Below are 19,867 nucleotides of genomic sequence, written 5' to 3' on the forward strand. Positions count from 1 at the left end.
GCAGCTTCACTTAGGCGTTCACCATTCTCTATTGGCACAAATGCGACTGTCAGACTTGATTGAATTCTGTTAATAGAACCTAACTGATGAACCTTTATTCACTTCCTCCTTAGCGTTAGCAAAAGGAATTTATGAGTACGTATAAGTACCATAAATAGGTATATTTGTTATTCAAATGTAAACCTATGTAAATATCGTAACCCGTTGTATAGCATGGGCTTATTTGTAAATTTCAATATTTAGTGCTTAATTATCGAACATTTGTTAATTGAAAATTTATATTTGTATGATTATTCTGCGTTCCAAAATAACTAATAACGGAACGTATCATGCGGTGGATATTTTTAGCGCTTATCAGCGTGAGTGCAGGTGCACTTCTTTGGATTTATCTTGGGCAGCAAGGTCCAAGCACTCATCATAACGCAACAATCGAAACACCCGAGCAGCAACCTCCTGTTGCACAAATATCAATACACAAACAAGCGGTCACTGAACCGAAAAGCAGTCCCCAACCTTTGTTAAAGACACCAGCGAAGCACGATAAGCATCAGCCTACTGACTTTGGTGTTGCCTCGGTCAATAAGGTATCGAAAACCGCGCAAGCAAAGCTGCAAGAGGCGGGCGTGATCCCAACAGACTTACGCAATGAAGCCTATGTGGAATTTGACCTGAGCGCGTTGCGTGCTCTTGAAGCCGGTGACACTTTTGAACTGATGATACCGCAAACTCAAGAGAGCTTTGTTGCTGAAGTAAATAACGTCAGTGTCGCTGAAAATGGCGATAGGAGTGTGTTTGGTGCGGTAACAGGGGCAGGGGGGCGTTTTCATACCACGGTATTAACTGTTGGAAAAGACGCCGTCTATGGTCAGCTGACGGCACCCAGTGGCAATTATGTTTTTGAATCGAAAAACGAGCATGGATGGATAGCGGCAAAACGCGATCTTTATCGCCAGCACCAAGAGCAAGAGGTGCATGCAAGTAGTCACCAAGCTGACGCCAACCCGGAAAATTTCAATCCTCAATTTACAACCACCCCCACTAACTAAAAATAAGGGAACAATAATGAAAAAACTCGTAAAATCAGCGCTTATTGCAAGTGCTATGGGTGCGTCAATGGCGCAAGCAGCGACGATTGATATTGGTATTTTATATACTGATGAAGCAGCAGCGGCTACAGGTAATATTAATACAAAGATCAATCAGTTGATTGCTTTTGCGAATCAGGTTTACAGTCAAAACGGTATTGATCTACAGCTTCGTGTTGCTGGCCAGCAAAACCTAGGTAATTACAGTATCAGCCCCTCAAGCAGTTGGTTGAACTCAGTGACCAATGCTTCGAGTGTTCAAAACCTGCGTAATAGCTGGGGAGCCGATATGATGGCCGTGCTAGGTAAAGGTGCGGGCTCGAATGGTTATATTACCTGCGGTATTGCTTGGGTAGGCCAAGGCAGCAGTGCTTCTGGTAACTTATATGCGTCTACCTCAAACAACATGTATAGCATTACCGCAGTGGACTGTGGAGCAACCACCTTTGTTCATGAACTAGGACATAATCAAGGCTTGGCCCATTCACGCAAACAAGGCGATACCAGTGGCGGTGTGTATGTCGATGGTATGGGCCACGGCGTTGATAATCAATTTGCCAGCATTATGGCCTACCCACATGTATTTGGCAGTGCCACGCAATATGATTACTTTGCCAATCCAAACTGGAGTGTAAACGGTCTGCCTTACGGCATAACTGGACAAGCGTATGCCTGGAAAACCGTTGAAGCAACGAAAAACAGTATCGCCAACTTTAAATAGTATTCCCCCTGAATGAGGAGCACCACTGTGGTGCTCTTTTTTATCACTGCCGTTAATCGCATCAGGTTGCCAATCGTTATCCAAGCGCCCATAGTATTTGGCGAATAATAACAAAAGCCTTAGGCCATAAACGGAGAGCCTCATGAAGTCTATACTTTATACATTCGCAGCACTGAGTGCTTTAGCAGCGCAACCTGCTATGGCTGACGATGAACCCTTTGCCATTGCTATCCATGGTGGTGCTGGCACCATCGAAAAAGCCCGCTTCACTGCGGAGCAAGAAAAAGCCTATCGCGATAAACTCAAGCAGGCGGTTGAAGCCGGCTACCAAGTATTAGCGCAAGGAGGTGAAAGCCTAGATGCCGTCAATGCGGCGATCAACGTACTGGAAGATTCTCCTTATTTTAATGCCGGCAAGGGGGCCGTTTACACCTATGAAGGCACTCATGAGCTCGATGCCTCGATCATGGATGGACGTACGCGCCAAGCTGGTGCAGTAGCTGGAGTAAAGCACATTAAAAACCCTATTAACTTGGCGCGCTTAGTAATGACGGACTCTGTTCATGTGCTACTCAGCGGTGCAGGGGCTGAAGCATTTGCTCAGCAGCAGGGGGTGGAGAAGGTTGATAACAGTTACTTTGATACAGAGCATCGTTATGAAGCCTTGCTCAAGGCAAAACAAAAATTAGATAAAGCCAAGCCAGCTAGTCAAGACTACCAAGCTCGTCATCAAGCGTTACCAACATCCTATAAAATGGGTACCGTTGGCGCCGTAGCTTTGGATAAACACGGTAATATGGCAGCGGGTACATCAACAGGAGGCATGACGGCGAAGCGCTTTGGTCGTATTGGTGATTCACCGATCATTGGCGCGGGTACATTCGCCGACAATGAGTCTTGTGCAGTTTCAGCAACCGGCCACGGTGAGTTTTTCATCCGTTATCAAGTAGCGAGCGACATTTGCGCACGTGTGCAATATCAGCAAAAAAGCATAGCGCAGGCGGGTAAAGAAGTTATTTTTGGACCTATGTTTGACGCTGGTGGCACCGGGGGAGTCATCATTATTGATGGCAAAGGGAACATCAGCATGCCGTTTAATACCAAAGGTATGTATCGCGCTAGCAAGTCATCAACCAGTGACACCTATGTAGCGATTTTTAAAGACGAATAAATCCTTCAAAGATATAAGCAATTTTGTAAACGCCAACTATAGTTAGCTATGTTGGCGTTTACTTATTTGGGGGTGCCTATGCAATCAATCAAAGTCGCTGATTATTACAACCATAGACCAGTAAAATTCAAAGCCACTATGCCGATTGAAACGGCTGTAGAGAGGCTATTACAAAGCGGCCAAACAGGAGGACCTGTTGTTGACGACCTCGGAACCATCATCGGTTTCGTGTCGGAGCAGGATTGCTTACAACATATGTTGACATCCACTTACCAAAATGAAGCACATACAGTTGTTGGTGATGTCATGACCAAAGAGCCACTGTGTGTGACGCCAGAGGAGAGTGTGATGACACTCGCCGAAAATATGAAAGTTGATAAGCCGAAAATGTATCCGGTATGTGATGAACAAGGTAAGTTACTCGGGATTATCACCCGCGCGCACATCCTACTGGCATTGGATAAGCATCTGCATTGCAATTATACGTCCGGACATCGATTTGTTTAGTGTTGCTGTAGGCTCTGATTAATAGCCAAAAAGGCCTAGCCATCGGCATTCAGGGCTTAATACCCGGTACACTTGGCGCTCATAGTTTGCTAAGCTTAGCGACCATTTTTAAGTCATTAATTAGGGGCCTGAGTGTCAGCAAGCAAGCCGTTGTATGGTAAACTCTCCGAGTGTTTGAAAAAGGATCAGTTTGTATTAAAAAGGCGCCTGCAAGGCGCTGATAAGATTTCCGACTCCGAGAAGCAACAAAGCGTACTGGCCAAAATTGAGCAGGCGATAGAGCACAGCATCAGCCAGCGCGCACAACGCCTTGAACAACTGCCAAAGCCGCAATTCCCAGCGGCCCTGCCGGTTAGCGATAAACGTGAAGACATAAAAGCGGCAATAGCGAAGCACCAAGTGGTGATTGTCGCCGGTGAGACCGGTTCGGGTAAGACGACTCAGCTGCCGAAGATTTGCCTAGAGTTAGGCCGTGGTGTCGAGGGCTTGATTGGCCACACTCAACCACGTCGATTAGCTGCCCGCAGTGTGGCAGCGCGTATTGCCGAAGAACTCCATAGCGAAATCGGCGAAACCGTCGGCTTTAAAATACGCTTTAGCGACCAGGTCAGTGAACGCAGCTACATTAAGCTGATGACCGACGGTATCTTACTCGCAGAGATACAAAACGACCGCTACCTGAATCAATACGACACTATTATTATCGATGAGGCGCACGAGCGCAGTTTAAACATCGACTTTATCCTCGGCTATTTAAAGAACCTGCTACCCAAGCGCCCGGATCTTAAAGTAATTATCACCTCAGCGACCATCGACCCAGAGCGTTTCTCTCGCCACTTCAATGACGCCCCAATCATTGAAGTCTCCGGGCGAACATATCCCGTTGAAGTACGTTATCGGCCCTTAACCGAGATACAAGGCGGTGACGACAACCAAGATGAGAATGATCAACTGCAGGGTATTTTTGATGCTGTAGATGAGCTCTACAGCGAAGGCCCTGGGGATATTTTGATTTTCATGAATGGTGAGCGCGAAATTCGGGATACCGCCGATGCCTTGAGCAAGCGCAACTTAAAGCATACCGAAGTGCTGCCTTTGTATGCGCGATTATCCAATGCCGAACAAAATCGCATATTCCACCCCGGTAATAAACGCCGTATTGTGCTCGCCACGAATGTGGCTGAAACCTCACTTACGGTGCCTGGGATCCGCTATGTCATAGACCCGGGTACGGCACGTATTAGCCGCTATAGTTACCGCACTAAAGTCCAGCGCCTACCTATTGAGGCGGTGTCGCAAGCCAGTGCCAATCAACGTAAAGGTCGGTGTGGCCGGGTTGAAGCAGGGGTGTGTATACGTTTATACAGCGAAGAAGACTTTCTTGGTCGTCCAGAATTTACTGACCCAGAGATTCTACGTACTAACTTGGCGTCGGTCATTTTGCAAATGCTGGGTTTGGGGCTTGGTGATATTAGCCAATTCCCTTTTGTACAGCCGCCGGATAGCCGCAACATCAACGATGGTGTGCGCCTGCTTGAAGAGCTCGAAGCAGTGCAAGCGAGCAAACATAAAGGGCAGACCAAGCTCACTAAGTTGGGACGCGACCTAGCGCGCTTGCCGCTGGACCCTCGGTTAGCGAAGATGGTGCTCAGCAGTGTCTCCACGGGGGCGATGCGTGAAGTGATAGTGATTGCGGCAGCGTTAGCCATTCAAGACCCCAGAGAGCGTCCGCAGGAGAAAAAAGCCAAGGCCGATGAGCTGCATGCGCGCTTCGATGATGAGCATTCTGATTTCATCGCGTTCTTGAATTTGTGGCATTATTTGGAGCAGCAACAGCAAGCGCTCACCAACAATCAATTCCGCAGGTTATGCCAAAAAGAGTTTCTGGCATATATGCGTATTCGTGAGTGGCAAGATATTGTTTATCAAGTCACGACGATTTGTAACGAAATGGGCCTAAAGGACAGTAACAACGAGCCTGAACATGAGGCGATACATCAGGCGCTGTTGAGCGGGTTACTCAGCCATATAGGCCAAAAAGACGAAAAGAATGCGTTTTATCAGGGCGCACGCAACAGTCAGTTTCATATTTTTCCAGGCTCCAACCTGTTTAAAAAGCGCCCCAAGTGGGTGATGTCTGCCGAGCTGGTGGAAACCTCCAAGTTATATGCTCGCATCAATGCCAAAATTGACGTCAGTTGGCTGGCGCTCCTAGCACAGCACTTGGTGAAACGCAGTTACAGTGAACCGCACTGGCAGAAAAAAGCCGGCGCAGTGATCGCCTTTGAACAACAAACTCTGTATGGCCTCACTATCGTGGCGCGTAAGCGCAGTCAGTACGATAAAATAGACCCGGCCCTTAGCCGAGAAATATTTATTCGCACGGCCTTGGTCGAGCAAGAGCTCGGCGCCAGTGAAGCGTTTTTGCAAGTTAACCGTGAGCTTATCGAAGAAGTTCAAGATTTAGAGAACAAGGCACGCCGACGCGATATTTTAGTGGATGAGCAAGCGCTGTTTGATTTCTATGACCAGCACATCCCTGGTGATATATGTAATCGTGTTAGCTTCTTGAAGTGGTACAAAGAACAAAAGCGTCACAACAAACGCTTTTTGTTCATGCGCAAAGAAGACCTGATGCAGCACGGGGCCACTGAGATCACGGCGGATAACTACCCGGATGTGTGGATGCAAGGCAACCTAGTGCTGCCGTTGCAATATAACTTTGAACCCGGGCAAGACGTTGATGGGGTGGCGGTGCAAATTCCCTTGGCGCTGCTCAACCAAGTCAGCGGCGAAGGTTTTGATTGGCATATTCCGGCGCTGCGCCATGAGTTGGTGTGCGCTCTTATCAAATCATTACCGAAAACCCAACGTCGCAACTTTGTGCCGGCACCGAATTACGCGGACGCGGTGCTCAGCTCTGTAGAGCCACTGCAAGGGTCGTTGCGTGAGGCGCTGGCGCTGCGCCTATTTCGCATGACCGGAGCCAAAGTGGACGCTGAGGACTTTGATACTAGCACCTTGGATGAGCACCTGCGCATGGCGTTTGAAGTGCGTGATGATAAGGGTAAGTTAGTGGCCCGTGGTTATGACTTAGAGGCCTTAAAAACACAACTAGCGGATAAAGTGAGTAATACCCTATCGCAGGTCGCGGATAAGGGCATTGAGCGCGAAGGCTTAGTGGAATGGCAATTTGACTCTTTACCTCAGTCCTATGTGAAAAAACAAGGCCAATACGAGGTTAAAGCCTTTGTTGCCTTGGTCGACAAAAAAGACAGCACGGCGATTGAGCTATTCGATTCACCAAGCAAAGCATCTGCAGCGCACCAGATGGGTCTGCGACGCATGGTGCTTTTGAATATTCCTTCGCCAATTAAGTATTTGCAGCAGAATTTACCGAATAAAGCCAAACTAGGTTTGTATTTTAACCCCTTTGGTAAAGTGCAATTGCTGATTGATGATTGTATCGCCGCTGGGGTTGATAAGCTTTTAGAGCAATGCGGGGAAATCCGAGACGCCGAAACGTTTAATAAAGCCAAAGAGTTTATTCGCGGCGAACTGGGCGACACTGTGGTGGCGATCGCTTTGCAAGTGGAGCAGGTGTTGAGTTTGGCCCATGGTATCCATAAACGTATGCGTGGCAAAGTGGACTTAACCATGATCACCGCTCACGGTGATATTAAAAGTCAATTGGAAAGCCTCGTCTTTAAAGGCTTCGTTAGCCATCATGGGGCGCATAAAATGGCCGATTTATGCCGTTATATGAAAGCCATAGATAAACGTTTGGAAAAACTACCGGTGGACCCTAACCGCGACCGCTTGTGTACCCTTGAGCTGGATAAAGTAGCGAAGGCGTACCATAAGTGTTTGGCCAAACACCCTAAAGGTGAGCCCCAGCCGCCGGCCTTGCAAGCGCTGTTTTGGATGCAGCAAGAGCTACGTGTATCGTTATTCGCGCAAACGCTGGGAACCCCTTATCCGGTTTCTGCAAAACGGGTGTTGAACGCAATTAATGACTATCTCGCCGAGAGTTAACTTGCATTCGCGCTAAGCTGAGGTAACTTTATATTATTAGAGTGATTCAGGTGCTCGCCGACAAGGATAGGGAATAAGTTGAATAATCACGGCAAAGCTAAGCTATTAGTAGTCGATGACGAATATTTTAATTTTACACTGTATGCTCAAGCACTTGGTCAACAGTACCAATTGCAGTATGTTGATTCGGGCAAGCAGTGCCTGAACGAGGCCATCAATCAGCACCCGGACGCCATCATGCTCGATGTGTGTATGCCGGGGCTTGATGGCTTCGACACCTGTCGTATGTTAAAAAACACCCCAGAAACGCAAGATATTCCGGTGTTGATGATCTCCGGACTCGAATCCCCCCATGCCAAGCAACAAGGGTACGCCGCTGGCTGCGATGCCTACTTCGTAAAACCCCTATCTTTCAATGAGTTATTGGATAGCTTGCAAACCCTTATTTAATCCGAGTATGCTGCCTATAGCAACACATGTTTCGCCCGTTTAGGTGGGCTTTGTGGTGCGACCCCAACTGCGGCATGCGTAGGTAGGTAGTGATAGGCCTGCGATCGGCTGCTGTAAAGCACAAAAGGAGAACAACAATGCTTTATGATGACGATAAGCGCGGCTTTATGCGTATGATGGTGAATGCTCAAGCAAAGCTTGAGGTATCACACAATGATAAATATTTGCAGTTAACGGCAACCTGCCGCGACTTGAGCGCCACTGGCATGCAGTTACTGGTTGATGAACCCATCGACCCGGGCGCCACAGTAAAAGTGGATATCAACTCACCCGATGGTTCGGTGCCGCCACTTAAAGCGCTGACCCAGGTCGTGCGTTGTACGCAAGACGACCAGGGACAGTACTGCATTGGCGTGGAAATGCTTGATATTAATTAGGGTGAAGAGTTAATACACTTTGCAGATCAGCCCCTTGAGGTAAAAGCCTTCAGGGTAAGCGCCTCCGATAGGGTGATCGGCGGCCTGATTTAAGCGCTCGACAATGAGTAGCTCTCTATTGGCGTCTAGGGCAGCATCGGCGACCACTTTTTGAAATAAGTTTTGCTCCATGAGTCCTGAACACGAAAACGTCAGTAAAGTGCCGCCTGGCTTAAGCAGCTGCATCGCCAACATATTGATATCCTTATAGCCTCGGCATGCGCCGTTGAGCTGCGCCTTTGAGTCGGCAAACTTGGGTGGATCCATGACGATGGTATCAAAGGTGCGTCCTTCGCTGCGGTATTCACGAAGTAGCTTAAATACGTCTTGTTTGACAAACTCAGCGCGTCCTAAGTCTAAGTCATTGTGCTGCACATTGCGTTTGGCAATATCAAGGGCTTGCTGTGATACATCGACATTGATCACCTTAGAGCAGCCACCGCGCAAGGCATATAAACCAAACGTGCCGGTGTAACAAAAGCAATTTAATACTTCCTTGTCTTTGGAGAAGCGCTCTAGGGCGGCGCGGCTGTCTCGTTGGTCGAGATAAAAGCCGGTTTTATGGCCTTGCAGAATATCTACCTCGCAGGTGAGGCCATTTTCTTTTATCAACACCGGGTGCTCTGGCGCCGTGCCAGATAGCACGCCGGTTGTAGGCGCTAATCCTTCTTTTTTACGCACCTCGACATCTGAGCGTTCGTAAACATGACAAGAAGGGAACAGTTCCACTAACGCGGCGACTACCTCACCTTTGTGACGCTCTGCACCGGCACTTAACAACTGACAGACTAAGTAGTTATCAAATTTATCTATTGTTACTCCAGGAAGGCCGTCAGATTCACCGGCACACAGGCGGAAACCGGTTAACTGGCCTTCGTCAATAGTGTGCTGGCGGGCATCAAGGGCCCGAGCTAAACGGCGATAGAAGAACGCCTGGTCGATAGATTCTTGTTCGTCAAAGCTCCATACCCGGGCGCGAATTTGTGACTGTGGGCTATAAGCGGCCGTAGCCAAGTATGTTCCCTGACTGTCGTAAACGGTGACCGTGTCACCTAGGGCGAGGTTGCCTTTGGTTTTCTTAATTGCTTTTGAAAAGATCCACGGGTGTTTACGTTTCAGTGATTTTTCGCGTCCTGCTTGAAGATAAATCGCACCGGCCATTGAGCCTCCTAATAATTCCTAGAGTGAGTATGTTGAAGCTGCTGTGCACTGAGGCAGTTGAATACCCACCGCAAGGCATGTTGACACGCTAGGTCGTTGGTTTGAGAGGCGCTATTCTAGGCATCTTAAGGCGCTTTCTCAAATTAATTTTGCCAATAGCCGATGAGTGATTTATTGTCATCACATAAACTCTTAATAATGAATACTATGCAAGAAATCGAACAACAATGTCGCGATTTTATTCTCAGTTGCGGTAGCGCCGACTCAGCCCATGACATCACGCATATTGAACGCGTTGTGCAGGTCGCGAAAACTTTGTGTGAACAGGAGCATGCCATGATTGAAGTGGTGTTGCCTGCGGCGTGGCTGCACGATTGTGTTGCGGTGGCGAAAAACCATCCGGACAGAGCGAAGGCATCGACCATGGCAGCCGATAAGGCGTTAAGCTTTTTGCACAGTATTCATTATGACAGTCGCTATTTCGATGCTATTCACCATGCTATTGTCGCCCATAGCTTTAGTGCCAATGTCACACCCACCACTTTAGAGGCGCAAATAGTACAAGATGCCGACCGCATGGATGCCCTTGGCGCAGTGGGAGTGAGTCGCTGCATGAAAGTAGGCGGGGCGATTTGTCGTGGCCTATATCACCCCCAGGATCCGTTTTGTAAGAACCGCCAAGCTGATGACAGTAAATACACCCTTGATCACTTTTTTGTGAAGTTATTGCACATAGGTCAGAGCATGAACACGGCCAGTGCTCGATATGAAGCACATAAGCGCACGCAGTACATGCACGATTTCTTACGCCAACTGGGCGAAGAGATAGGTATCGCCTATGAGTAACCCACCGTTATTGCGTGGCGTACACCATTGCCATATACAAGTGCATGATATCGAGGTTGCATTGGCGTTTTATCGTCAAGTAATGGGTTTTGATATCGTCCCCGAGCTGGCTTTTTGGTTTGAACAGCAACACGATGGACCGCTTATGCTGCAAGATCAGGCAAAGTCGATTTGCTTGGCTTTATTTGTTGGTGATAAAAAAAGCAACGGCATCGCGTTTCGTTGCGATGCGTTAGCCTTTGTGCACTGGCAACAGCACCTGCACGATTGCGATATCAAGGTCACGCGAGCCGATCATCAGGTATCTTGGTCATTGTACTTTCGTGATCCCAGCGGCAATATCCATGAAATTACCTGTTATGAATATGAGGCCGTTGCTGAGCTGCTCTAGCTCGGATACTGTGCTTTAACAGCAAGAATATCGTCCAAACAAGCCATGAAAATATCCACCAGTTCGGGGTCAAAGTGCTTGCCTTTCTCTTCTTGAAGTAACTGCACGGCTTTGTCGATTGGCCAAGGTTCTTTGTATGGCCGCTTCGAAGTCAGTGCGTCGAATACATCAGCAATGGCACATATACGGCCCTCTATGGAGATCTCTTCGCCTTGTAAGCCATTTGGGTAGCCGTTGCCATCAAAGCGCTCATGGTGCTCAAGGGCAAGTCGATGGGCAAGTTGGATTAATGCAGAGCTTGAGCCCGCCAAGATATCCGCACCAATGCTGGCATGAGTTTGCATTTGCCGGTATTCGTCTTGATCTAAGCGCCCGGGTTTAAGAAGGATATTATCGGGGATACCGATTTTTCCAATGTCATGCATTGGCGCTGCAAGCAGCAACGACTCGGCATGGGCCTCATTAAAGCCATAAGCGCGCGCGATGATGTGGCAATAACGACTCATACGAATTATGTGTTGTCCGGTTTCATTGTCTTTGTACTCGGCTGCATGGCTCAGCCTTTGGATCAATTCAAGTTGCGCTGCTTTGAGTAAGTCAGCTTGCACTAAAGACAAATGATTTTTAACCCGCGCTTTGACGATTGCTGGGCTAATTGGCTTAGTAATGTAATCAACCGCGCCTTTGGCAAAGCCTTGCGTTTCATCTACTTCGTCCTGCATGGCGGTCACAAAAATAACCGGAATAGCCTGCGTACTTGGCCGTTGCTTTAACTGTTCACATACTTCAAAGCCAGACATATCCGGCATCATAACATCAAGTAAAATGAGCGCGGGTTGCTTGCTATGAGCTAATTCCAAAGCTTGAGGCCCTGATTTTGCAAATATAAGGCGATAGTCGTTTCCTAATACTTGATTTAAAACCTTAAGGTTCGTCGGCTCATCATCTACAGCTAGGAGAGTCGGCTTTTGTGTCTCAATCATGTTGCACACTCTGCAGTTGCTCAAGTAATTGCTCAATAGCGGCTTTTGCCGCCGCAAATTCGAATTCATTAATGAGATTCGCGATATCCATTACTTGTTTATGCCATTGTTGTGGTGTTGCCGCAATAAGTTGTTCACTGTGTTCACTATCATATTCAAAGTTATCGCATAACTGCGCAACCTCCCGCAATAATTGCTTAAAGTCCTCATCGCTATGGTGACTTCTCTCGACTTTGCTAGGCGCGTCAGTATGGTTTTGCAGATATTGATAGAGCTCATCAATACAGCTGAATAGAGCAAACCGATGAGGGTCTTGAACCTGCTTTTGTCGTTCAATCGACTTTAATGTATCGGCTAATTTGGGCAGGGCTAGATTACCGGCTAATCCTTTTAATGTATGCACGTCAACAAGCTGTTCGGCGCTGAGCTGATCATATTTACTCAGTGTTCGCAGCTGCTTATTGCGCTGCCCGTAGAAGTGCTTTAGTTCCTTGAGATAATGCGCTTTTGAACCCCACAGTTCCGCTCCTTGGGTTTCGTTGACCAGCTGTTGGCTGTCGTGGGCGGTGGCGTTAGTTTGTGCGAACACATGTGCAGCCAAATCGATATCGAGAACGCGGGCTATTTCCGTTAGTAAATCGCTCAGCACCACAGGTTTGCTGGCAAAGCCGTCCATTCCAGCGGCTTTAGCCGCTTCACGGTCACTGCCCATGACACTGGCCGTTAAAGCAATAACGGGCGTTGTAGCAACCTTGTTGTGCTGCTCATATTGACGCAATTGTCGGGTTGCTTGGAGACCATCACACTTGGGCATATGAATATCCATCAACACAATGTCATAGCTATTACTTGTGGCCAGTTGCACTGCTTGCTCGCCGTCATCAGCTGCCTCTACTTGATGACCGAGTTTAGTTAGGCGTAGTTGCAGTAGCTCGCGGTTTTGCGGTACATCATCAGCCACCAGTATTCGCAATTTAGGCATTTCGCTAAGTGGGGTCAATGAGCTCTGCTCATTGGCGTGCTCGCCCGCTACCTGTTTTAGGGGCAGGGTAAAGTAAAATGTACTGCCTTGGCCCAAGGTGCTGGTGACGCCTATATCCCCGCCCATAAGTTGTACGAGCTGGCGGCTAATGGTAGTGCCTAGACCGGTGCCGCCAAAACGCCGCGTGGTACTGTCGTCTGCTTGCTCGAAAGGATTGAAAATAGCACTCACCCGCTCGGGGGCGATACCAATGCCAGTATCAACCACCTCAAAATAGACACCTTGATTATCGCCGCGAACATTGATGGTGACACTGCCTTGCTCGGTAAATTTTACTGCGTTGCCGATTAAGTTGACTAATACTTGGCGTAAGCGCTGCGGATCGCCGCGATAGTGCTCACCGAGATTACTATCCATATTTAGGGCAACCGAGAGCTGCTTATGTTCAGCGCTGTGATAAAAGCTGGAGACCACAGAGTCGACGAGAGCCAGCAAGTTAAAGGGCACTGACTCTATACTCACTTTACCTTGCTCAAGCTTGGCCGAGTCTAAAATATCATTGAGTAAATGCAACAAAGAGCGTGCAGATTGCAATACGTTGGTGAGTTGCTGACGCTGTTGTTTATTCAATGGGCTATCTAGCAGCACTTCAGAGAAGCCAATGATGGAGTTCATGGGCGTGCGTATTTCATGACTCATATTGGCTAAAAAGGCTTGCTTTGTCTCCGCCGCAGCTTCGGCTTTCTCTTTCGCTTTTACAAGCGCTTGCTCCATTTGTTGGCGCTCACTGATATCGACCAATACGCCTGCAATGAAAAGCTCTTCTCCTTCGGTATGCTCAAATGTTCCCTTATCAATCACCCATTTACGGCTGCCATCGCGACACTGTATTTGGTATTCAAAAGAGTAGTGTTTTTTTCCTTGTGCAAGTGCGCTGTATATTTGCTCGCGCACATAGTCGCTATGCTGCGCAGAGATAAGCATGTCAAAGTTAACACTGCCGTCGATAAATTGCTGGTCATCATAGCCGGTTAATTGTTTTACGATAGGGCTAATGTAAAGCATGCTCCAATGCTTATCTAAACGGCAGCGAAAAGCCACGCCGGGCATATTAGTTAACAAAGTGCGATAATGACGCTCTTGTTGGGCAAGCTGATTTTGCATCGCCTTTTGTGCGCTCAAGTCAGTAATAAAACCTACAAACATGCGCTTTTGTCCGGGAATAGCGACTTCGCCAACCCCTAAACGAATGGGGATCAGCGCGCCATTTTTATGTTCGGCGTTGACCTCACGTCCAGAACCAATAATGTTTTTAATGCCGGTACTTTGGTAGGCACTTAAGTAATTATCATGTTGATTGGCGATTTCTTGCGGCATCAGCATTTTTACGTTTTCGCCAATCACTTCATCGCGATGATACCCGAGTATACGCTCAGCTCCGGCGTTGAAGCTCAGTACTTGGCCTTTCGCACTAATGGTAATAATGCCATCAACGGCGGTATTGAGGACCGCTTCAAGGCGTGATTGAGTGATAAGTTGTTGCTGAAGGGCCAAGCGATAGCGCATCACACTGTGCAATAAAGCAATGAGACCACTGAGCAAGAGGCTTACAATAGCAATACTCAGAGCGAGATCGGTTACATGGCTATTATCGGTGAGCTCACTGTACACCGGGGATTGGGCCACAAATCGTGCCGCTTGCATCCCGGTATAATGCATGCCAGAGACTGCGCAGCCCATAACAATGGCGCTGAGAATACGATAACCGGTTTGCCCTAGAGTGCTGCGCCCTGTGGGTTGTAAATATAAATGAGCGGCCAGGCCGAGCCATGCGAGAATGACCGCCACTAATACAGAGACAACAAACCAAAGTGGGTCATAGCCTAGCATTGGCCCTAGGCGCATCGCGGCCATACCCGTGTAATGCATAACCCCTATGCCGGCGCCCAACAGCAGGGCACTGAGCGCAAGCTTGGCTCGAGAAGGGTTGTTCGTACTGAGTAAATGGAACCCTAAGGCAGTGGCTAAAAAGACAGGGATGAATGACACCACCGTCACTGTGAAATCATAGTCGACGCTGACGCATAAGCTAAATGCCAGCATTCCGATAAAGTGCATACTCCACACGCCAGCGGCAAAAGCGGCGGCACTTGCTGGCAGTGCCATGCGATAAAATGGAGTGTGGCGTTGTTGTTGAGCAAATTCCCTTAATTGCAGTGCAAAGAAAGATGCAAAAATAGCAACAGTGACCGAAAGTAACACTAAGGCCCAATCATAGCTGCCATTAACCAGCAATTCGGGAGCAGGGTCGGTAATAAAAAACTGAGAAAACATAAAGTACTTCGATACTCCAACAACGGATGCCAAGTGGCAATCACAGCCTAGCACAGTGAAAAACCACGTGTCGCGCACAAAAGTGAAAGCGCCCTGTATCTTACAATGACACTGATTGTTCTATCAGCGCAGCGACGGCTGAGTTTAGTTATTTATGAGTGCGCTGCAAGCTTACCCAAGGGCGTAATTACGGTATCATATTAGTAGCGCTGCAAAGGATGTACTTAATATTAGCACATTGTTTGGCAAACCCTTTTAGTTCAAGTAATTACAACAAAGGTTTAATATGAGTAGGCAATATGATGTGCACTATAGCCGTCGACGAACGCTCGCTTTGGTGGTCAAAAATCAGCAAGTGAGTGTGAAAGCGCCTTATGGGGCATGTCGTGATTTCATTGCAGACTTCGTTGAGAGCAAACAGGCGTGGATAAACAAACAATTACATAAACAATCTGATATTGAAGCGGCTAGGTATAACCCTTGGCTACATGGTCGCATTATGCTTTTCGGTGAATTACGTGCAATAGAGGTAAGCGAGAGCTCACTTGAGCAGACAGATAACCAAACGATAAACATCGTAATCAGTAAGCGAGTGAAGCATCGCCAGCGCTATTTTAATCAACAGCTATTGGCACTGATGCACGATGAATTATCTGATCACTTATCGGCCCGCATAATGCAGTGGCAAAAGGTGATGAATATCGCCGCTAACGGCATTAGCGTTAAAGTGTACAAGCGTCGTTGGGGCAGTTGCGATTCGCGTGGTGAGTTATGTTTTAATACCTTGCTGGCAGGAGCTCCGCATTGGGTTATTGACTATGTCATAGTTCACGAGCTGGCGCACCGGGTACATATGGATCACAGCCATCAATTTTGGGCACTGGTTAATGGCTACTACGAGCATACCGACCAAGCACGGTTATGGCTTAAAGAGAATGCACATCTGTTGGATTTTGTACGATAGGAAAGTGGTGGAGGGAGCTGGATTCGAACCAGCGAAGGCAATGCCGTCAGATTTACAGTCTGATCCCTTTGGCCGCTCGGGAACCCCTCCAATAGAATGATGTGTGTTGTTAAGTGGTGGAGGGAGCTGGATTCGAACCAGCGAAGGCAATGCCGTCAGATTTACAGTCTGATCCCTTTGGCCGCTCGGGAACCCCTCCTAAACAACGGCGGCGATAATAGCAAACTCAGAGTCCAAGTAAAGAAAAAAACTAAAGAAAGCTGAAAAAAGGCCGATAACTGCTTAGAAGTAATTCAGGTTGAATAAAGTTTATGCAAGTTAAGCCCGTCATTCGTAACGAACTACAAATGGACTCGCAATTATGTCGCAGTGTCCATGAGGCCCGTCGTGGAGACTTTGCTTGGCTGTTAGCATCATTATCAGCAGATGCACTCGATTTTGCCCAGTTTCACCTTCCCAAATCGGAACTAGAATCTCACCAAGTGGATGAGCAGCGATTGCGATTGCAGTTGGGCGCTGCGCCTGCAAAACCAACGGCATTACCGGATTACCACATAGATAGAGCTCAGCATGACAGGGCATTATTGGCGCAAAGCTCAATGACAACTCTGCGATTAAAAGAGTGTCTAACCCCGGAGCCTTTGGCAGTGCGAGACGACAAAACCTATGTTCCACTACTTATAATTGATAATTGTGATCCGAGCGTACAGGCAAAACATCATCGCCAATATGAGCCACTGAACGAGCCGCAAATGGATAGTGCAGCCTTTTACGATCAACTTGTGGATATGAATAAGTCCTCGCCTTTAGCACACGCGTAATGGCCTGCGCATAATGGCGCTTGGCCAGTCAGAGCGCGCTAATCAGGGTGCAATAGCAGGGGCGCGCCAAGGGTTCCTTGTACTAATTAAGCGAATACCTAAAGCTGCCACTGGGCGACGGCATCACATCAAGACATACAGCATTTTTTGAATTTATTGCTACTTAAGCATGGGCAGGGATCGTTGCGTTTAAGCTTTACATCAGCGGCTTCAAACAACTGCCCGCTGTCGTATTTCCACTGGTGGTGCTGTTGAATGAACTGTGAGCGTTCATGAATACAGTGAAGGGTATCAGCAATGATGTAAAAAGCCTTAAATTCAACATAGGCCAAAGCATCGCCAGGCTCATAATCCATTATGTGTAAGCGTACAAAATGCGCAGCTTGGGCAAATTCAGCCACTTCCTCTCTGGGGTTTTGTTCTAGGGCTTTCTCTGAGCAGGTAAAACATAAGTAATCAATAGCTTGTTCACAAAATGCACTATAACGAGAGCGCATCAGGCTCTGGGCGTCGGGGGCATCAATAGCTCTACTTACAAACCGGCCGCAGCAATCAGCAAAAGGCTGCGGCAATCCACAATGGCACATCGCATTTTCTAACTACAAGGAATCACGCCACTATATTAGCAGACTTGTAACTGCGAGGGCACAGTTGTTTGTTCGCTGGCGTTATGCTCGGTAGTGAAACAGTAAAGCTGTGCTTTAGCTTGGTGGGTATTGAGTTGTAAGGCTTCGAGTTGTTGCTGTTTTAAAATGTCCGTCCAGGTGATCACCGCCGCAAAACGGCCATTTTGCAGCGCACAATTAAGCATGTATTCCATATCAACAACATGTTTAGCCCGAATTACCAGCAATTTATTCGTGTCGATAGAGCACGCGTCCAATAGGTGGCGGCTGGGCACATTGTCAGGGGCGACTAATAGCGTCCAGCCATTATTTTGATTGTAGCGATGAACGATTTTAAGCATCTCAAATGTTGCAGAGATCTCATCCTCAGTTTTTACGATATTGATCACATTAGGGTTATCTTGCTGATAGCTTTTAACATGACGAACACTTGCTGTATGTAACATAATTGCCTCGCTGTGGATTTTGTGAACCATATACAGTGTTTTATACAGTATTTGTATACAGTAGTTTATACAGTTATTCAGTGCAAGTTTTTTTTGTTTCTTTTTTAAACGTCTTGTTTGTTGCTTTAAACGCTTAGCGATACCGAAGAAGCTAAAGCTGTATTTCGGTGCCAATATTGCTGCGTAAACATGCGGTCATTTGTCCGCATTTATGCTAGTATCCGCCGCTTCTATTTTACGTATCACTGTTTACTCCTATGTTCGAAAGACTGTTCAAAATAAAATCGCATGGAAGCTCCGTTAAGCGCGAGGTTATCGCAGGACTCACGACCTTTATCACCATGGTGTACATCGTGTTTGTCAACCCGGCAATGCTAGCAGAGGCGGGAATGGACCAAGGGGCAGCATTTGTAGCGACCTGTATTGCTGCTGCTATCGGTTGCTTCATTATGGGTTTTTGGGCGAATTATCCGTTGGCATTAGCGCCAGGCATGGGCTTAAATGCATTTTTTACCTACGGCGTAGTATTAGGTATGGGTTACACCTGGCAGGCGGCTTTAGCGGCGGTATTTATGTCGGGGTGTATCTTTTTAGCGTTGAGCCTATTTAAGGTCAGAGAGTGGATAATCAATGCCATTCCACTGGTACTTAAGCGCGCTATTGCCACGGGGATTGGCGCTTTTCTGGCGCTCATCGCACTGAAAAACGCGGGTATTGTTGTTGCCAGTCCAGCCACGCTCGTTCAGATGGGTGATATTACCAGCAGTGGGCCTTTGCTCGCTATCCTGAGCTTTTTCGTAATAGCGGCGTTGTTGTATCGTGATATTAAAAGCGGCGTATTGATCAGTATCATGTTGGTAACAGGCATTGCGTTATCTTTGGGGCTGGTTGAATATCAAGGGGTGATCTCAGCGCCACCGTCCATCGCTCCTACCTTTATGCAATTAGATTTTGCCTCGGCGTTAGAGTTATCCATGCTCAGTGTCATTTTCGCATTCTTGTTTGTGGATTTGTTCGACACCTCAGGCACCTTAGTGGCGGTAACGCAAAAAGCTGGCCTAGCCGATGAGCAAGGGCGTATGCCACGTTTGGGTCGAGCACTGAGTGCCGATAGTACGGCGACAATTGCAGGCTCTATGCTTGGCACCTCTACGACCACTTCCTACATCGAGTCAGTATCCGGTGTGTCAGTGGGTGGGCGTACAGGCTTAACAGCTGTGGTGGTGGGCTGTTGCTTCCTACTGATGATGTTTTTTGCTCCTTTGGCAGCCATGGTTCCAGCTTATGCAACAGCGGGTGCGATTTTGTATGTCTCGGTGCTCATGCTGCAAAACCTTAAGCTGGTTGATTGGGATGATATGACAGATGCGATTCCAGTTGCCGTGGTGCTGTTGATGACGCCGTTAACTTTTTCCATTGCCCACGGCATTGCCCTTGGCTTTATCGCCTATACGGCGGTGAAATTAGTGTGTAATAAGGGGGCGGAGATTAGCTTGAGTGTGTGGATTCTAACAGTACTATTTTTGCTTAAGTTCATGTTTTTATCTTAGTAAGCAAGGTCATATATAACAGCTAAAAAGGCACAGCTATGACGCTGTGCCTTTATTTTTTGTATGAGCCAACGAGCTTCAAAAAACCAGCCTCTATTGTCAATTGTCGCTTCTTGACGTCGCACTTCGTAGTTGTACTTCAGCACACTCAGATCATGGCTAGCCCTGCCTACCGGCGCAGCATTATGGAGAGTTTGGTTTTGGGTGTTGGCACACACAGCTGGAAGGTATGTATGGCTCAATGATTGAAGGTAGTGGGCAGATTTTGCGTAAGGTATTTACCCTGCATGGCCCGGTACAGGCAGCAGATAGGCGATG

Annotated in this window: 17 protein-coding genes and 2 tRNA genes; 12 read left to right on the plus strand and 7 right to left on the minus strand. The window is 47.6% G+C overall.

Features of this window, described 5'->3' with window-relative positions:
• Positions 1-329 precede the first annotated feature (329 nt).
• The 7 genes from FIU82_RS18735 to FIU82_RS05530 all read left to right on the plus strand — a co-directional run bounded on the left by FIU82_RS18735 (position 330) and on the right by FIU82_RS05530 (position 8,406).
• Positions 330-1,046, plus strand: coding sequence for a hypothetical protein (locus FIU82_RS18735; RefSeq protein ID WP_045978103.1), 717 nt, complete (start codon positions 330-332; stop codon positions 1,044-1,046).
• A 16-nt stretch (positions 1,047-1,062) separates the two neighbouring features.
• A complete protein-coding gene (locus FIU82_RS05505; RefSeq protein ID WP_022944030.1) occupies positions 1,063-1,806 on the plus strand; it encodes a reprolysin-like metallopeptidase in 744 nt (247 codons plus the stop codon).
• Between the two features lie 142 nt (positions 1,807-1,948).
• Positions 1,949-2,977, plus strand: coding sequence for an isoaspartyl peptidase/L-asparaginase family protein (locus FIU82_RS05510; RefSeq protein WP_152440533.1), 1,029 nt, complete (start codon positions 1,949-1,951; stop codon positions 2,975-2,977).
• A gap of 78 nt (positions 2,978-3,055) precedes the next feature.
• Entirely contained in the window at positions 3,056-3,484 is a 429-nt protein-coding gene (locus FIU82_RS05515; protein WP_026110983.1) for a CBS domain-containing protein, read from the plus strand.
• Positions 3,485-3,616: 132 nt separating this feature from the next.
• Complete coding sequence (hrpA, locus tag FIU82_RS05520; protein ID WP_152440534.1) at positions 3,617-7,519, plus strand: ATP-dependent RNA helicase HrpA; 3,903 nt, start codon at positions 3,617-3,619, stop codon at positions 7,517-7,519.
• Positions 7,520-7,597: 78 nt separating this feature from the next.
• A complete protein-coding gene (locus FIU82_RS05525) occupies positions 7,598-7,969 on the plus strand; it encodes a PleD family two-component system response regulator (protein WP_022944034.1) in 372 nt (123 codons plus the stop codon).
• A 137-nt stretch (positions 7,970-8,106) separates the two neighbouring features.
• Complete coding sequence (locus tag FIU82_RS05530) at positions 8,107-8,406, plus strand: PilZ domain-containing protein (protein ID WP_022944035.1); 300 nt, start codon at positions 8,107-8,109, stop codon at positions 8,404-8,406.
• 9 nt (positions 8,407-8,415) lie between these two features.
• Here the strand turns inward: FIU82_RS05530 and FIU82_RS05535 are convergent, their stop codons facing one another.
• Complete coding sequence (locus tag FIU82_RS05535; protein WP_152440535.1) at positions 8,416-9,606, minus strand: class I SAM-dependent rRNA methyltransferase; 1,191 nt, start codon at positions 9,604-9,606, stop codon at positions 8,416-8,418.
• Between the two features lie 162 nt (positions 9,607-9,768).
• On the opposite strand from FIU82_RS05535, the gene FIU82_RS05540 reads away from it, so the two are divergent.
• The gene (locus tag FIU82_RS05540) at positions 9,769-10,452 is read left to right on the plus strand and encodes an HD domain-containing protein (RefSeq protein WP_138588951.1); all 684 of its coding nucleotides are present in this window, start codon (positions 9,769-9,771) and stop codon (positions 10,450-10,452) included.
• Complete coding sequence (locus tag FIU82_RS05545) at positions 10,445-10,843, plus strand: VOC family protein (RefSeq protein WP_152440536.1); 399 nt, start codon at positions 10,445-10,447, stop codon at positions 10,841-10,843. The genes FIU82_RS05540 and FIU82_RS05545 overlap by 8 nt, the downstream gene beginning before the upstream one ends.
• On the opposite strand, the gene FIU82_RS05550 is transcribed toward FIU82_RS05545, so the two are convergent.
• Both FIU82_RS05550 and FIU82_RS05555 read right to left on the minus strand, forming a co-directional pair.
• On the minus strand, positions 10,840-11,826 hold the full coding sequence (locus FIU82_RS05550; RefSeq protein ID WP_045978097.1) for a two-component system response regulator: 987 nt from the start codon (positions 11,824-11,826) through the stop codon (positions 10,840-10,842). The genes FIU82_RS05545 and FIU82_RS05550 overlap by 4 nt on opposite strands.
• The gene (locus tag FIU82_RS05555) at positions 11,819-15,142 is read right to left on the minus strand and encodes an MHYT domain-containing protein (RefSeq protein ID WP_152440537.1); all 3,324 of its coding nucleotides are present in this window, start codon (positions 15,140-15,142) and stop codon (positions 11,819-11,821) included. The genes FIU82_RS05550 and FIU82_RS05555 overlap by 8 nt, the downstream gene beginning before the upstream one ends.
• A 286-nt stretch (positions 15,143-15,428) precedes the next feature.
• Between FIU82_RS05555 and FIU82_RS05560 the strand changes: the two genes are divergently transcribed.
• A complete protein-coding gene (locus tag FIU82_RS05560) occupies positions 15,429-16,106 on the plus strand; it encodes a M48 family metallopeptidase (protein ID WP_152440538.1) in 678 nt (225 codons plus the stop codon).
• A gap of 5 nt (positions 16,107-16,111) precedes the next feature.
• Here the strand turns inward: FIU82_RS05560 and FIU82_RS05565 are convergent.
• Both FIU82_RS05565 and FIU82_RS05570 read right to left on the minus strand, forming a co-directional pair.
• Positions 16,112-16,196, minus strand: a tRNA-Tyr gene (locus FIU82_RS05565).
• Between the two features lie 24 nt (positions 16,197-16,220).
• Positions 16,221-16,305, minus strand: a tRNA-Tyr gene (locus tag FIU82_RS05570).
• 112 nt (positions 16,306-16,417) lie between these two features.
• Here FIU82_RS05570 and FIU82_RS05575 point away from each other — a divergent pair.
• Positions 16,418-16,927, plus strand: a complete 510-nt coding sequence (locus FIU82_RS05575; RefSeq protein WP_152440539.1) for a VC2046/SO_2500 family protein — start codon at positions 16,418-16,420, stop codon at positions 16,925-16,927.
• 128 nt (positions 16,928-17,055) lie between these two features.
• Here FIU82_RS05575 and FIU82_RS05580 read toward each other — a convergent pair whose 3' ends face one another.
• Positions 17,056-17,424, minus strand: a complete 369-nt coding sequence (locus FIU82_RS05580) for a YchJ family metal-binding protein (protein WP_172972707.1) — start codon at positions 17,422-17,424, stop codon at positions 17,056-17,058.
• Between the two features lie 125 nt (positions 17,425-17,549).
• Positions 17,550-17,999: a SulA-like leucine-rich domain-containing protein gene (locus FIU82_RS05585; protein ID WP_026110985.1), complete on the minus strand. Its 450-nt coding sequence runs from the start codon at positions 17,997-17,999 to the stop codon at positions 17,550-17,552.
• A 257-nt stretch (positions 18,000-18,256) separates the two neighbouring features.
• Here FIU82_RS05585 and FIU82_RS05590 point away from each other — a divergent pair, with 257 nt between their 5' ends.
• Positions 18,257-19,549: an NCS2 family permease gene (locus FIU82_RS05590; protein WP_138548919.1), complete on the plus strand. Its 1,293-nt coding sequence runs from the start codon at positions 18,257-18,259 to the stop codon at positions 19,547-19,549.
• Positions 19,550-19,867: the final 318 nt, after the last annotated feature.

This window comes from Pseudoalteromonas sp. THAF3 (genome assembly GCF_009363775.1).
Lineage (GTDB): Bacteria > Pseudomonadota > Gammaproteobacteria > Enterobacterales > Alteromonadaceae > Pseudoalteromonas > Pseudoalteromonas ruthenica.

Coding starts and splice junctions, on each gene's coding strand:
- FIU82_RS18735 (WP_045978103.1), top strand. CDS start 330: ATGCGGTGGATATTTTTAGCGCTTATCAGCGTGAGTGCAGGTGCACTT.
- FIU82_RS05505 (WP_022944030.1), top strand. CDS start 1,063: ATGAAAAAACTCGTAAAATCAGCGCTTATTGCAAGTGCTATGGGTGCG.
- FIU82_RS05510 (WP_152440533.1), top strand. CDS start 1,949: ATGAAGTCTATACTTTATACATTCGCAGCACTGAGTGCTTTAGCAGCG.
- FIU82_RS05515 (WP_026110983.1), top strand. CDS start 3,056: ATGCAATCAATCAAAGTCGCTGATTATTACAACCATAGACCAGTAAAA.
- FIU82_RS05530 (WP_022944035.1), top strand. CDS start 8,107: ATGCTTTATGATGACGATAAGCGCGGCTTTATGCGTATGATGGTGAAT.
- FIU82_RS05535 (WP_152440535.1), bottom strand. CDS start 9,606: ATGGCCGGTGCGATTTATCTTCAAGCAGGACGCGAAAAATCACTGAAA.
- FIU82_RS05540 (WP_138588951.1), top strand. CDS start 9,769: ATGAGTGATTTATTGTCATCACATAAACTCTTAATAATGAATACTATG.
- FIU82_RS05545 (WP_152440536.1), top strand. CDS start 10,445: ATGAGTAACCCACCGTTATTGCGTGGCGTACACCATTGCCATATACAA.
- FIU82_RS05550 (WP_045978097.1), bottom strand. CDS start 11,826: ATGATTGAGACACAAAAGCCGACTCTCCTAGCTGTAGATGATGAGCCG.
- FIU82_RS05555 (WP_152440537.1), bottom strand. CDS start 15,142: ATGTTTTCTCAGTTTTTTATTACCGACCCTGCTCCCGAATTGCTGGTT.
- FIU82_RS05560 (WP_152440538.1), top strand. CDS start 15,429: ATGAGTAGGCAATATGATGTGCACTATAGCCGTCGACGAACGCTCGCT.
- FIU82_RS05575 (WP_152440539.1), top strand. CDS start 16,418: ATGCAAGTTAAGCCCGTCATTCGTAACGAACTACAAATGGACTCGCAA.
- FIU82_RS05580 (WP_172972707.1), bottom strand. CDS start 17,424: ATGCGCTCTCGTTATAGTGCATTTTGTGAACAAGCTATTGATTACTTA.
- FIU82_RS05585 (WP_026110985.1), bottom strand. CDS start 17,999: ATGTTACATACAGCAAGTGTTCGTCATGTTAAAAGCTATCAGCAAGAT.
- FIU82_RS05590 (WP_138548919.1), top strand. CDS start 18,257: ATGTTCGAAAGACTGTTCAAAATAAAATCGCATGGAAGCTCCGTTAAG.